Annotated in this window: 15 protein-coding genes; 12 read left to right on the forward strand and 3 right to left on the reverse strand. The window is 42.7% G+C overall.

Annotated elements, in window-relative coordinates; translation table 11 throughout:
• The first annotated feature begins 329 nt into the window (after positions 1 to 329).
• From EGC80_RS05340 to EGC80_RS05365, 6 genes are all read left to right on the forward strand, one after another.
• A complete protein-coding gene (locus EGC80_RS05340) occupies positions 330 to 1121 on the forward strand; it encodes an EcsC family protein (RefSeq protein ID WP_124013017.1) in 792 nt (263 codons plus the stop codon).
• A 267-nt stretch (positions 1122 to 1388) separates the two neighbouring features.
• Positions 1389 to 1856 (forward strand): hypothetical protein, encoded by a 468-nt coding sequence (locus EGC80_RS05345; RefSeq protein WP_124012966.1) that lies wholly within the window; start codon positions 1389 to 1391, stop codon positions 1854 to 1856.
• A 203-nt stretch (positions 1857 to 2059) separates the two neighbouring features.
• Entirely contained in the window at positions 2060 to 2995 is a 936-nt protein-coding gene (locus EGC80_RS05350) for an alpha/beta hydrolase (RefSeq protein WP_233768598.1), read from the forward strand.
• A gap of 299 nt (positions 2996 to 3294) precedes the next feature.
• A complete protein-coding gene (locus EGC80_RS05355) occupies positions 3295 to 4011 on the forward strand; it encodes a ZIP family metal transporter (protein ID WP_124012968.1) in 717 nt (238 codons plus the stop codon).
• A 69-nt stretch (positions 4012 to 4080) separates the two neighbouring features.
• On the forward strand, positions 4081 to 4467 hold the full coding sequence (locus EGC80_RS05360; RefSeq protein ID WP_124012969.1) for a DUF2306 domain-containing protein: 387 nt from the start codon (positions 4081 to 4083) through the stop codon (positions 4465 to 4467).
• Between the two features lie 116 nt (positions 4468 to 4583).
• Positions 4584 to 5036, forward strand: a complete 453-nt coding sequence (locus EGC80_RS05365) for a GNAT family N-acetyltransferase (RefSeq protein WP_124012970.1) — start codon at positions 4584 to 4586, stop codon at positions 5034 to 5036.
• Between the two features lie 54 nt (positions 5037 to 5090).
• Here the strand turns inward: EGC80_RS05365 and EGC80_RS22380 are convergent, their stop codons facing one another.
• Positions 5091 to 5261: a hypothetical protein gene (locus tag EGC80_RS22380; protein WP_164839424.1), complete on the reverse strand. Its 171-nt coding sequence runs from the start codon at positions 5259 to 5261 to the stop codon at positions 5091 to 5093.
• Positions 5262 to 5278: 17 nt separating this feature from the next.
• Between EGC80_RS22380 and EGC80_RS05370 the strand changes: the two genes are divergently transcribed.
• Positions 5279 to 6148, forward strand: coding sequence for an EamA family transporter (locus EGC80_RS05370; protein ID WP_101033569.1), 870 nt, complete (start codon positions 5279 to 5281; stop codon positions 6146 to 6148).
• Between the two features lie 224 nt (positions 6149 to 6372).
• Here EGC80_RS05370 and EGC80_RS05375 read toward each other — a convergent pair whose 3' ends face one another.
• A complete protein-coding gene (locus EGC80_RS05375; RefSeq protein WP_283107419.1) occupies positions 6373 to 7323 on the reverse strand; it encodes a LysR family transcriptional regulator in 951 nt (316 codons plus the stop codon).
• 49 nt (positions 7324 to 7372) lie between these two features.
• Here EGC80_RS05375 and EGC80_RS05380 point away from each other — a divergent pair, with 49 nt between their 5' ends.
• The 4 genes from EGC80_RS05380 to EGC80_RS05395 all read left to right on the forward strand — a co-directional run bounded on the left by EGC80_RS05380 (position 7373) and on the right by EGC80_RS05395 (position 11495).
• Positions 7373 to 8203, forward strand: coding sequence for a CmcJ/NvfI family oxidoreductase (locus tag EGC80_RS05380; protein WP_124012971.1), 831 nt, complete (start codon positions 7373 to 7375; stop codon positions 8201 to 8203).
• 159 nt (positions 8204 to 8362) lie between these two features.
• The gene (locus tag EGC80_RS05385) at positions 8363 to 9487 is read left to right on the forward strand and encodes an alkene reductase (protein ID WP_124012972.1); all 1125 of its coding nucleotides are present in this window, start codon (positions 8363 to 8365) and stop codon (positions 9485 to 9487) included.
• An 85-nt stretch (positions 9488 to 9572) separates the two neighbouring features.
• A complete protein-coding gene (locus EGC80_RS05390) occupies positions 9573 to 10580 on the forward strand; it encodes a zinc-dependent alcohol dehydrogenase family protein (RefSeq protein WP_101033575.1) in 1008 nt (335 codons plus the stop codon).
• A gap of 582 nt (positions 10581 to 11162) precedes the next feature.
• Positions 11163 to 11495 (forward strand): DMT family transporter, encoded by a 333-nt coding sequence (locus EGC80_RS05395; RefSeq protein ID WP_101033577.1) that lies wholly within the window; start codon positions 11163 to 11165, stop codon positions 11493 to 11495.
• 255 nt (positions 11496 to 11750) lie between these two features.
• On the opposite strand, the gene EGC80_RS05400 is transcribed toward EGC80_RS05395, so the two are convergent.
• A complete protein-coding gene (locus tag EGC80_RS05400; RefSeq protein ID WP_124012973.1) occupies positions 11751 to 12914 on the reverse strand; it encodes an iron-containing alcohol dehydrogenase in 1164 nt (387 codons plus the stop codon).
• 268 nt (positions 12915 to 13182) lie between these two features.
• Between EGC80_RS05400 and EGC80_RS05405 the strand changes: the two genes are divergently transcribed.
• Entirely contained in the window at positions 13183 to 14052 is an 870-nt protein-coding gene (locus EGC80_RS05405; protein WP_124012974.1) for an AraC family transcriptional regulator, read from the forward strand.
• Positions 14053 to 14067 lie beyond the last annotated feature (15 nt).

Below are 14067 nucleotides of genomic sequence, written 5' to 3' on the forward strand. Positions count from 1 at the left end.
GAGTATTGCTTATCAATAATTGATGCGTCAATGTACTTCTAACGATAAGGATAGGCCGCGCGAAGCCGCGTCCTATCCCGAGAGCTGAACATGCCCGAAGTGGGGCGTGACTAAGAGGCTTTATTATGTCACTGACCGATCGAAATTCCGACCGATTTGACGTGACATTTTTGGATACGATTTGCGTGTGGCGGCGCTCCCTTTGCGGGTTGCTAAGGCTGATTTTCTCTCTGGTCATGATGGAAAAATCATGCCCGCGATAGCCAGCATCAGTTGAATACGCAATGCAGAACCGCTTGCTTGTATTGCTTCACCATAAAGGAGTTTATTTGAATATTTCAGAATCACATAAAAAAGAGCTTTTAGTGGCCAAATCATTATTAGAAAACCCTGGGCTCGCGGTAAAAATAACTCATTTTATAGGTACCCCTATTGAAAAAGGTTTAGCCTTATTACCTGATAATTGGCATAAAAATATCGCTAAAGTGACAGAGAAATCGCTGCTCAAAGCGTCTGAAGCGGCAATCTTTACCATGAAAGATATTCCCGGAGAAGAATCGTCTAATCATTGGCATAAATTTGGCGCAGCAGTGAGTGGGGGTGTGGGGGGATTCTTTGGCTTGGCAGCGATAGCTGTTGAACTGCCTATTTCAACATCAATAATGCTGCGTTCTATAGCTGATATTGCCCGTAGTGAAGGAGAGTTGATTACCACACCGGAAACAAAAATGGCTTGTTTAGAAGTGTTCGCATTGGGTGGCGAAAGTGATTTAGATGATAGTAGTGAATCTGGCTATTTTGCCATCAGAGCCGCTCTTGCAAAATCAGTCTCTGAAGCGGCTGAATTTATGGTTAAAAAAGGTATTACCGATGAAGCCGCTCCTGTGTTAATTAAGCTAATTTCTAAAATTGCTGAAAAGTTTGGTGTTCAAGTTACTCAAAAAGCCGCGGCTCAAGCTGTACCTGCTATAGGCGCTGCGGGTGGTGCAATCATCAATACTTTATTTATTGACCACTTTCAAGACATGGCGAGAGGGCATTTTATTATTCGAAAATTAGAGCGTGTATATGGATATGATACAGTAAAGAATGCTTATAATGTTTTACCCAAAAATGGTTAACACATTGTTGAACCGATACTAAATGGTTTATTGTGCTCGCTGCTCACAAATCATAGCTAACTTTTCCCGCCGTTTAACGAGGCATTAAGGCTGTCACATTTCTCTAAAACCTATTTTACCTTGTGCGCGACGTTAAAAAGAGTGAGCTTGAAGAGTGAAACCTATTAAGCATCATTTTCATTTTTGACATTCTATAGTCTCGTTAGGGCGCTACTCGATGTCAGACAGGGCCTCATTTGTTGATAAATTTTTAAAGGTCAAAAAAATATGAAAAAATTGTTTAATACTATATTCGCTGGCGTTCATCTGTTCGCGGCTGTGGTCCTTATCATCCTATCCCTGATAATTATGCTGTGGTCTGTTTATGATGTCATTTCCGCTATAAAGGATGACTCTGGATTTATTCCATTAATGCTTCAGGCTGTAGCCGCTATAATAATCGCGGCAGCCATTATTGATGTTGCACAGTATATGATGGAAGAAGAAGTCTTTAAGGACAAAGAGCTGCGAGACCCTAAAGAAGTAAGAAGAACCATTACAAAAATAATTGTAATCATTACTATTGCCGTCAGCATTGAAGGGTTGGTTTTTATATTTAAAGCAGGTACGAAAGACATTAGCCTTTTACTGTATCCGGCTTTGCTCATCATGGTATCCGCAATTTTAATTGTGGCGCTCGGTATATATCAAAAATTAAGTGCGACTATAGAAAAGACAGAGAAAGAAGATGCATAACACATCATTGAGAATTATATGGCCATATGATTTAGATAAGTCTTTACTTGGGGCATATTGCGGCATTAGTCGCATAAAATGACTGTGTATGCCACTTTGGTAGTTTTATTATTCTAATGCTCCAGAACGACTTAAATAAAGGAAATTTTATGAAGTTAAAATCGATGCTTATGAATATTGCGGTAATATTGCCATCAATTTTTTTGGCTCATAATTTACTCGCCAGTCCATTAGAGCAATCTAGCGAAACGTTTTTCTCACTTGCTGAGATAAAAGAGGGTGATAAAAAGCCGCTACAGCCTGTTGAATACATATCAGCAACTGATAATGTGTCTTTAGCATATCGCGCGTATCTGCCACTAAAACCGCAAGCAGTTTTGATTTTTTATCATGGAGCGGGTGCTCATAGTGGGCTGATCTATAACCACATTGGTGTTGGATTACGTGATGATTTTGATATAGCGGTATATATGCCAGATATTCGAGGACATGGTAGTTCACAAGGTGATCGAGGTGATGCCCCAGATGTTGAACAAGTGTGGGCTGATATTAATACCATCGTCAGAGTTGCGCGTGATAAATATCCAGATATGCCTATTTTTATTGGCGGGCATTCCAGTGGTGCAGGCCTAGCGCTTAATTATTCGAGTTGGGATCAAAGAGCGGAGGTTGAAGGGTATGTGTTTCTTGCTCCGTATTTTGGCTTTCGTTCAGAAACCAACTACGACAAGGGTGAAAATATAGGTATTGAGTTTTCTACTGTGAAAACGTCAAACTTTATTATTAATACTATAAGTGGCGGTTTATTTTTAGGTCATTCCAAGGCGGTTAGATTCAATTTCCCCGATGCTGTGTTAAGCAAAAACCCTGAAATCGTTCCATTTAACACCGTAAATATGTCAAATGCGCTTACCCCACACTCTCCTGATCTTCAGTTATCTGATTTACAGCAATTTGGATTATGGATTGGAAAGCAAGATGAAGCGTTTGACCCCATAAAAGTGACCCTGTTTGCGCAAAATAATAGTGACAACAAAGTGCGCAAGGAAATTAAAATCGTCGATAAAGAAAATCATTTTTCTATCATTTTGAATGCACACAATCTTATTGGGCCGTGGCTTAAAAGAGCGATTAAGTAGTCCTATTGTATGTCTAACCAATAAGGATAGGCCGCGCGACGCCGCGGGCTTATCCCAAGTGTTGAACAAGTCCGATATTGGCTGTGACCAAGACTGTTTTTATCCAGTGGTTAATAACCGTTCGAGAATGTAACCGACTTGCAGTAAGGTTTGTCGATGTCTTTTGTGCCCCACGGCGACTTAGCTCAATAAGCCATTCAAACGGAAAAATACCGTTGGCTGTTTTCACTCAGTCCAATATGTTAACCCTCTATATCTAGACACTTAATGTGGTGTCATACCCCTAAAAGGATCAAATCATGTCTTTGCTGCTAACTGTTTTAGCAACCACACTGCTTGCTGGTTTGGCTATGCCGTTAGGTGCTTTAATTGCCCATTTTGAGAATGTGAGCAGTGAGTGGCTTGAACAGGAATTTAGGCACAGTGTCATGGCTTTTGGGGGCGGGGCATTATTGTCAGCCGTTGCTTTGGTTTTAGTGCCAGAGGGCATAGCGCATCTTGATCCATTATCGGCTTGTATGTGGCTTATGGTGGGCGGACTTAGCTTTATGGCCCTTGATATTTACCTTAACAAAATAGATACCCCAGCCACTCAACTAGCAGCCATGCTAGCGGATTTTATTCCTGAATCAATCGCACTAGGTGCGGCGTTCGCCACGGGAAGTAACAATGCGTTCTTACTGGCAGCGTTAATCGCGTTACAAAACGTGCCTGAAGGGTTTAGTGCCTATCGTGAATTAAATGCCTCTTCTGCTTATAGGCCCCAAAAAATTATCATCATGTTTTGTTTAATGGCTGTGCTTGGGCCTATAGCAGCAATGTCTGGCTATTTATGGTTATCAGAGTCGCCAAAAGTGATTGCCGCAGTCATGCTTTTCGCATCGGGTGGTATCCTCTATTCAATATTTCAAGATTTAGCGCCTCAGGCAAAACTAGAAAATCGTTGGGCCCCGCCAATGGGGGCGGTATTTGGGTTTGGTCTGGGTATGTTGGGGTTAATGTTAACCACATCATGATCACAGTGCTACATAGCATTGCTAATTAATTCTGCAAGCATCAATCTCGCTAACAGGGAGTAAAACAAAATGGATTACATCAACTTATCCTATCTGCATTTAGTTACTGTAGTGCCGGCATTTTTCATTGGCACTTATTTACTTGCTGTTCGAAAAGGTACACCTAAGCACAAAGCATTAGGCAAAGTGTATATGGTGCTGATGTTGTTTACTGCCATAGTGTCACTGTTTATGCCTGCTCAACTCGGAAGTAGCTTTTTGAATCACTTTGGCTATATTCATTTGTTAAGTCTTCTAACGCTTTACGCTGTTCCTGCAGCCTATTTTTATATTAAAAAAGGCAATGTTCGGGGACACAAACGAAGCATGATTATATTGTATTGTGGTGGTCTCATTGTCGCGGGGACCTTTGCTTTTATGCCTGGTAGATTATTGAATAGTTGGATTTTCAGCTAACTTGTTGATTGACTGTAATAGGTTTTTAAACATCATTATCCATGATGAGTTGAGATCTGAAAATGAATGATATGGTTTGCAATAAACGTTAAACACAATGCATAAATGGTGGACTCATGAAATACCAATTTGGTTCAGGGACGGTATCAGATATTTTGGACGTCTTAGCGTTAACCCCAGAGTTTGCAAATGTCATATTTGCAGACAGCATTGGTAACAGATTGGCTGGGAGAAACCATTTAATTCTAGTTGCTCGATTTGAGTTCAAGCCTGTTGGCTTTAAAGTGGGTTACGAGCTGGCTGGTGGTCAGTTTTACAGTTGGTTAGGTGGTGTTATTCCTGAACATCGCCAAATGAAAGTGGCCTCTCAATTGCGCCAACTTCAAGAATCTTGGGCTGTTGAGAATGGCTTTAATTCTATTAACGTTAAATCCATGAACCAATTTCCGGCAATGTTGCAGATGCTGATCGGAAGTGGCTATCAAATCTGTGGTTATGAGAATAACGGTTCAATAACCGACAGTAAGATCGAATTTATTAAATTTTTGCAGCCACAATCAAACAAGTAAGCCGACGAGAAGCCGTGTTTATACAGTAGGCGTGAGTCTACCTTATATGACCTGTTACTCAGACTCGCAATTAGGTAAATGAACATTAAACACCATTATGAGGATCTCTAGGTAAGTTAACGGTTGCCACAATTCACTCAATGGTATGACTTCTGTGCCTAGCAGTAATAATTGCTGCCGTGTTTGACTTGCCTCAGGTAGAATGCCGACACATAGTTTTTTCATTTTTTGGCGTATTCTATATGCAAATCAATCGTGTACTTCTGACCGCTGTTGGTAGTGTTTTGTTGGCGATGGTGACCATTCAGTCTGGCGCTTCGTTAGCAAAACAACTTTTCCCCTTGGTTGGGCCAGAAGGCACCACAGCACTGCGTTTAGGCTTTGCCGCTGCGGTACTTTGGCTAGTATTTCGTCCATGGCGGGCATTACCTCAAGGCAGAGATTGGCAGAGCATTATTATTTATGGTCTGTGTTTAGGCGGAATGAATATCTTGTTTTATTTAGCCATTGAACGTATTCCGTTAGGGATTGCGGTTGCGCTTGAGTTTACCGGCCCCTTGGCAGTAGCCTTGTTTGGCTCAAAGCGCAAAAGCGATCTATTTTGGGTCGGTTGTGCCATTGCGGGGATTTTACTGCTGCTGCCTGACTTATCCAGTGCACAAGGGCTTGATATTACGGGCGCATTAATGGCACTTGGGGCCGGGGCGTGCTGGGCCGGTTACATCTTGTTTGGTACGCGCACCGGCAAGCAAGCATCAGGTGGAATTACTGTGGCATTAGGCATGACGGTAGCAGCCATAGTGCTAGTACCCGTTGGCGCCGTGAGCCAAGGCTTAGCGTTATTGAGCTGGGAAGTACTACCGCTTGGGTTATTGGTGGGGGTGTTATCCAGTGCCTTGCCTTATTCGTTGGAAATGGTGGCGCTTAGAAATATGCCCACCCAGGCCTTTAGCGTGCTGATGAGTTTAGAGCCTGCCATTGCCGCATTGGCAGGTCTTATGATACTAAGTGAGCAATTGACCTTGTTGCAGTGGTCTGCCATCGGTTTGGTGATTATCGCTTCGGTAGGGAGTAGTTTCACCCCTAAAAAAGCGATAGAGATGGGGGTGTGATCTTGGTTGGTAATTCTTGTGTATTAATGTCCACATTGTTTTATAAGTTATTATTTTAAATCTAATTATATGGACAGTGTTTTAAAACGGCGCCGATAATTTTTTAAGCAAATGCCGCAAACATTTATACAGAAATAAGCAGCAAGGCGCTGTAAATGACCAACGCTGGCTATAGGGTTAACTTTCCAACTGATCCGCACGCTTAATTAACATGCTACTTTGTGCTATGAATGAAAAATATCATCAAGGATATTCAATAACCATCGATGCAACGGATTTTTTTCTGAACGTTTGTGCCAAGCGACAATAACATCAAAGCTGGGAGGGCTCTGTTCAATTTCAATGGCAACCAACCTGGGGTCAGGTAATAATCTCGCCGGCAGGAAAGCAATCGTATTTGTGGCCTCTATTATGGTAGATGCTGACGAAAAGCTGGGTACTGACATTAAAATATTCCTTTTCAGGTCTTTTTTTGCAAACCAGGAATCATGAGAGCCTTTCAGATTGGGTCTAGAAGGTGAAATAACGATTTGCGGTAGCTGCGCGATTTCTTTCAGACTGTATTTCTTATCACGATAAATTGAGTTTTTTCCTGTCACACAAACATGGCGATCTTCAAATAAGCGCATATTTGGGTAATCTTGCGGAATAAATTCTGGGAAGGTGAATACGAGATCAAGCTCACCAGTGACCATTAGCTGATGTAAATTGTCCGATTCAAAATCCCTAATGATAACTTTCAGGTTCGGAGCTTGTTTATTCACCTGTTTAAGTAACATCGGCAAAATAGTCACTAAGGCATAATCTGAGGCGCTTATCTGTAAAACCCCCGATAGTTCAGCCGGGGTAAAGTGATCACCAGAGATTAAATTGTCAATATCAGCCAGTATATTATTGACCTTATGCTCCATTTCTTCTGCAACATGGGTGGGCGTCACGCCATTACTGGTTCTTATAAACAGTTCATCATCAAAGGTATTTCTTAGCTTTTTCAGTTGCTCACTAATGGCTTGCTGAGTTAAGCCCAATAAATTTGCCACTTTAGATAAATTTCTTTCCTGAAGTAACAACTGGAGAATACGCAGTTGTTTTATATCAAGTCTATTGATACCACTAATATTTGTATCCCCAACAATTTTATATTGTTTTTTTTTGTATTGAAGAGAGTTTAGCATACATCCCATCTAATTCATTAGCGGCAGTATTTCGCACGGAGGATCCATTATGTTGTTGGATGGGGTAAGTCAAAAACAGTCATCAATTAAAGCAGAAATTAATTATATAAAATCAGATTCTAGTGCCATTTTTGATTTATCAACCACAGCAAAAAGTGCGAATAAGCTAACGGAACATGTTGATACTCGACTCGTTGAAATAGCTAATGCGCGCTTATTGAATACCCCTCCATCACTCAATAATGATGGCTTTGGTTTAGCTAAAAATGATTATGTTATTGCGAACTATTTTGACGATAACCTTGTTCAAACAGAGCTTTATCCACAAATAATAAAGCACCTCTTGGATCTAACCAATGCCAGCCAATGTCTTGTTTTTGACCATACCATTCGCTCGGTTGAAGATCATTTAACGCGCACAGAAAAGCGCGCTCCTATTCATACCGTACATAACGATTACGTGGCGAGTTCAGCAGAAAACCGTCTTAACATAGAACTGAAAAAAAGCGGCCTAAATGCAAGTGATTATAAAAAGTTTCAGTTTATAAATACTTGGATCCCTTTAGTTGATGTAGTACTCGATAGTCCTTTGGCACTTGGAGATGCAAGAACATTTCACCCCGAACAATCTCAAAAGTTACCGGTGGCTTATCCTGATCGTATCGGGGAAATAGAAGCTTTTAGTTATGACGATAATAATCGTTGGTATTTTTATCCTCAAATGACATCGCAAGAACAACTCAATTTTAAAGTCTTTGATAGCGACCTAGATAGCGCTATTTCAAGGACTCCTCATAGCGCGTTTTCATTGCCAATGAGTGATCAAAAATCAGCTGTGCGGATAAGCATTGAAGTCAGATGCATAGTGTTATTCGACTAAGCTCGACCCTTTTGCCGTTGTTTGGTATGACAAATTAGGTATTGGTCGAGAAACGCCTCAACCCATGCTTGACGCATATAGCCAACAGAAAAATAGCTTGATCAACTTACATAGATCACCGATAGGTCTATTTTAATCACATTCTCGGAGTCACATAAAATGAAGTTCTCTCACTTATTTAAACAAACCCAATTAGGTCCATATACCTTAAGAAATCGTATTGTTTTACCACCACTGACACGTTCACGAAGTGATCAGCCTGGGAATATTCCTAATCAACTGATGGCGCAGTACTATGCTCAACGCTCGGGCGCTGGTTTCATGGTGACGGAAGGAACACAAATTGAACCTAGAGGGCAAGGATATGCGTGGACACCGGGCATTCATAGTGCCGAGCAAATTGCGGGCTGGAAACAAGTCACCAAAGCGGTACATGATGCAGGTAGTATTATCTTTTGCCAATTGTGGCATGTTGGACGCGTCTCTCACACCTCATTACAGCCAGATCAGCAAGCACCTGTTGGCCCATCTGACCTTATAGCAGACACCGTTAAGGTGTTTATTGAAACGGCTCCAGATCAAGGCGCCTTGGCCGACCCAAGTGAGCCAAGATCACTGTCTACCGCCGAGGTTGAAGAGCTTGTACAGATGTATAAACAGGCGGCAATTAACGCCAAAGAAGCTGGATTTGATGGCGTTGAATTACACTGCGCTAATGGCTACCTTGTTAATCAGTTTATCTCTGAGCATACCAATAATAGAACCGATAAGTACGGTGGTACTTTAGCGAATCGTTTACGTTTTCTAAAAGAAATAACCGAAGCGGTTGCCAGTGTTATGGGGCCAGATAAAGTCGGAGTAAGGTTTGCGCCATTATTTGAAAGTACCGACGAAGTCAGAGTGTATTTAGGGTTAGTTGAAAGTGACCCTCACCTAACCTATATCGAAGCGATTAAAATTTTAAATAATATTGGCATTGCTTATTTATCGCTTGCTGAAGCTGATTGGGATAATGCTCCAGATTTACCTGAAAAATTTTATCAAGAAGTCAGATCAACCTTTGATGGCTTAATTATGTATGCAGGTAAATATACCCCAGAAAAAGCGCTTCGAATATTGACTGAAGGTCATGGTGATATTTTTGGTTTTGGCCGGCCATTTATTGCTAATCCAGACTTACCTGAACGCATTAAATACGAATGGCCATTAAATGAAGCCGATCCATCGACTATGTACGGCGGAACCAACAAAGGCTACACAGATTACCCCGTATACATAAAGTAGACAGCTTGTTGCTCAATGCTGAGAAAAGTTGTAGCACTAATTCTGCTATACATTTCCTATACATGAAATAATTAGAGGACTTAATATGAAAAGCATGACCCTTTCTACACCGGGCGGTCTTGACCAGCTCAAGCTTAACCATAGCGCGGAACCTGGCGAACCGGGGCCTGGCGAAATACGAGTACGTATTCGAGCCTGTTCTCTCAACTTTCACGATTATGCAGTGGTTGTCGGAGCCATCTCGACCGAAGACAACCGCATCCCCATGGCGGATGGCGCCGGCGTTGTAGAAGCCATCGGTGAAGGTGTCAGCGAATTTAAGATTGGTGACCCTGTCGTGTCGACATTCTTCCCTGATTGGCTAACTGGCCCCGCTCTTATTGGAAACTTCAGTACCACACCCGGTGATGGCCAGGATGGTTACGCACGCGAGCAGGTTGTCCGCCCAACGAACTGGTTCACCCACGCCCCTAAAGGCTACACCCATGCCGAAGCCGCCACATTGACCACCGCAGGCTTAACCGCATGGAGAGCGCTTGTTGTTGATGGCGGCTTAAAAGCAGGTGATACCGTGCTCACGATGGGCACCGGTGGTGTGTCTATCTTTGCACTGCAGTTTGCCAAGATGATGGGCGCTCGGGTTATTTCTACGTCGTCTTCAGACGAAAAGCTGGAACGGCTCACCGCACTGGGTGCCGACCACACCATCAATTACAAAACCACACCGGCCTGGGGCACTAAGGTTCAGGAAATAACTGGCGGCAAGGGCGTTGACCACGTTATAGAAGTGGGTGGCCCTAGCACTCTGCCAGAATCTATTGATGCCGTGCGCATTGGTGGCCATATCGCGCTCATTGGGGTGTTGACTGGCTGGGCTGGGGATATTCCAACCGCAAAACTGATGGCGAAACAGGTCCGCCTGCAAGGACTGATTGTGGGCAGCCGAAACCATCAGCAAGAAATGATCCGCGCGATTGAAGCAAACGACATGCACCCGATCCTTGACCGGTCATTTGCGCTGGAAGAGATCGCTGACGCGTTCCGCTACCAAGAGTCTGGCAAGCACTTCGGTAAGATCTGCCTAGCGTTTTAATCCGAGCAATATATGGCCAGCCACTTGTGAAACCATTTTTTTGCATCTAATGGGGAATGCGCAAGTTGGTTATGGTGGGCTTAGTCAATCCAATCCGCAGCGGCTTATGGGCCACTGCGGCCTTATAAAGTTGGATTGAGTCTGCGCCACAAAGCAACTATTTTTGCCGGGTGTGGCGCTTAAACAACAGCATCGATAATTTTTTACCGAATGCCGCTAACATTTATGCAGATATAAGCGGCAAGACTATGCACATTGCCAGCACAGGCCATGTGCTTAACTCTTTAACTAGATAGCGTCATTCTCGATTAATAGCTATCAAGTCTATGTTACTGTTTTGAATGAGTCATATTGTTTACATTGAATAGATGAAAGCTTAATTCATCGAGAAACGAATTCAATATTTTTTGTGTCAAGAGTCAAAAAAGCTATGGTATTGATTAGAGAGTAGAGCGGTTTCGTAAGGTATTATATGATGACTGAATGTACAGATGATCAGACATAGAGATAACATGCTAGGCTGTTTTTTTTATTATTTAGTCTTTATACTGCGCGGCTGTTTTGTCTGCGTAGAAAGTAAAAATGAAAAGTTGGATATTTTTAAGTGTGGCTATTTTAACTGAAGTTGTGGCAACTTCTGCACTTAAAGCAAGCGATGGATTTTCAAGAATAATGCCTTCAATCGTGGTTATTGTGGGGTACGTATTATCTTTTTATTTTCTATCCTTGGCGCTAAAAACTATTCCTGTTGGTATTGCTTATGCGACTTGGGCTGGATTGGGTATTGTGCTCATTACGGTGATCGCTTGGGTGATGTATGGGCAAAAATTAGATTTAGGTGCGCTAGTGGGAATGACGTTAATTTTAGCGGGTGTTGTGGTAATGAACTTATTCTCAAGCGTTACTCCGCATTAGTATTAGCGTTAGTACGCAACCAATAACATAGACATTGCGTAGCCGAATTTTTGTGTTTTTATTCACTTTTCTCTCCAAATTTCGAGCCGACGGTGCCCATTTCTAACTAATGCGCAGCGTTTTTAGGCACAACAAAAAGGGCTTAACAATGATAGTCATTGTTAAGCCCTTTTTGTTTAGTGTTAGTCATAGTCTTGGATATAGCCGCTCAAGCCTAAGCGATGAATGGGTTGATCGCCTAGGCTGTAAGCGTTATTACCACGCCATGTCTAAAATCTTACGGCTGGTGGCTAAATCGACTTGGCCGCTTTCAGATAATGCGGTCATGCCATGAGCTTCTAATGCATTAATCACTAGGCTGATTTGATCTTGGGTTACACCGTGATCGCGTAAACGGGTTGGTAAACCCACTTGCTGGAAGAAAGCTTCTGTTTTGTCAATGGCTTGATCCACTCGGCTAGCTTCATCACCTTCAGTGATATCCCAAACGCGTGCTGCGTATTGCACTAATTTAGCGTGTTTTTGTTCTTTCAATACACGCCATAGTGATGGCAATACAACGGCTAACGTTTGTGCATGGTCGATATGGAATAGTGCGGTTAACTCATGTCCAATCATGTGAGTAGACCAATCTAATGGCACGCCTGTGCCTATCATACCGTTTAGAGCAGATGTAGCACTCCACATTAAGTTAGCGCGGGCATCGTAGTTTGTTGGCTCTTCAACAGTGATAGGACCAATTTCAATAAGGGTGCGCATAATGCCTTCTGCCATGCGGTCTTGTACGCGGGCATCAACGGGGTAAGTCGCATATTGCTCAAGCACATGCACAAACGCATCGACAACACCGTTTGCCACTTGAATTTTGGGTAAGCTAAAAGTCAATTCAGGGTCAAGCATGGCAAATGTTGGGTAAGCACATGGGTGATTTACTGGGAACTTACCGCCTTGATAGCTCACTACTGCAAAGGCGTTCATCTCAGAACCGGTAGCCGGCAGGGTAGCAATAACGCCAAGTGGGATGACGTTGTCATTAGCCACTGGAACCGGTGTAAAGCCGTGATGTAATAAACTTGCTGTGTCACCGTCAAATTGAGTCGCTAGGGCGATAAATTTGGTGCCGTCCATAACCGAACCACCACCGACAGCCAGTAAGAAGTCGATGTTTTCTTTACGGGCAACATCAACGGCTTTTATTAGGGTCTCGTATGTCGGGTTTGCCTCAATGCCGCCAAACTCAAATACAATGCGGTCACCTAATGCGGCTTTGACTTTATCGAGTGTGCCGAAACGTTGCACGCTGCCGCCACCGTAAGTGATTAATACTCGTGCATTGGCTGGAACAAGTTGGTCTAACTCTGCGATACGGTCTTTGCCGAAAACAACATGAGTAGGGTTACGATAATCAAAATTGAGCATAATGGACGCCTTTTGGTTGAGCGGTGAAACAAAGAGTTGACTGATTGTTGATGCATAAGTCGTTTATGGACAAATTTTATATACACAACAACAAGGTTAAATTATGTGATTATGATAGCTGGTTGAGTCAAAATAAACAGACACAGAGCTATCGAGTTCATGCCTATTCCTATCTATATTGTTTAAATAAGGTGGTTTTTTGGTTAATTTGATACCTTTTACTGCTTTTTTGATAGTATTGGTATGAGGTTTTTTCTAAGGGGAAGGTATGAGTGAAGCAGCAAAATTAATGGCACAACTTGCCCCAACTGAAGGGGTTAATAATACCCATTTATCCGGTGTGCATGTGTTTCGTAGCTCACGGTATGGCGCGCGCGGACCCATGTGCTATTCACAAGGTGTGCTTATTGTCGGCCAAGGTAAAAAGCGGGTTTACTTAGACAACCAAAGCTTCGATTACGACCGCCAGCACTCATTAGTGATGACGGTGCCACTGCCGGTAGAGTGTGAAACGTTTGCCAGTATTGAAGAGCCTGTATTAGTATTGATGGTTGATATCGATTTAGTGCAGCTTAATTACATTATCCGACTGATGGATGAGCATCATCAGATCCCTAAAGATTTAAACGAATCGCGCCAGAGTGGCTTTTTTGTTGCTGATAACACTGAAGACATGGATTGCAGCGTTATTCGGCTATTACAGGCGTTACAGTCGCCATTAGAAGCCAAAGTAATGGGTGAGGCGTTAGTGCTTGAGTTATTGTATCGTTTATTAGACTCGCCCAATGCCGCACCGCTTTATGCGTTGTCGCTTAGCCACACTCGTTTATCGAGGGTCGAAAAAGCCCTTAGCTACATTCATAAACATTATGGTGAGTCGGTTGAAGTAGACACTTTAGCTCGTTTGGTCAATATGAGCCCGTCGGCGTTTCATCGTTGCTTTAAAGAGGTCACCGCCTCATCACCGATACAATACTTAAAGAAGATCCGCCTGAATAAAGCCAAAGCGTTATTACAAGTGCAGAATTTGAAGGTTAAAGAGGTATCAACTCAGGTGGGGTACGAAAGCACGGCCCAATTTAGCCGCGAGTTTAAACGCTACTTTGATCAAAGCCCAGGCGAGTGCGGGAGGTTATAATGGCTATTCCTATTC

Source organism: Shewanella psychromarinicola, from assembly GCF_003855155.1.
Taxonomy (GTDB): Bacteria; Pseudomonadota; Gammaproteobacteria; order Enterobacterales; family Shewanellaceae; genus Shewanella; species Shewanella psychromarinicola.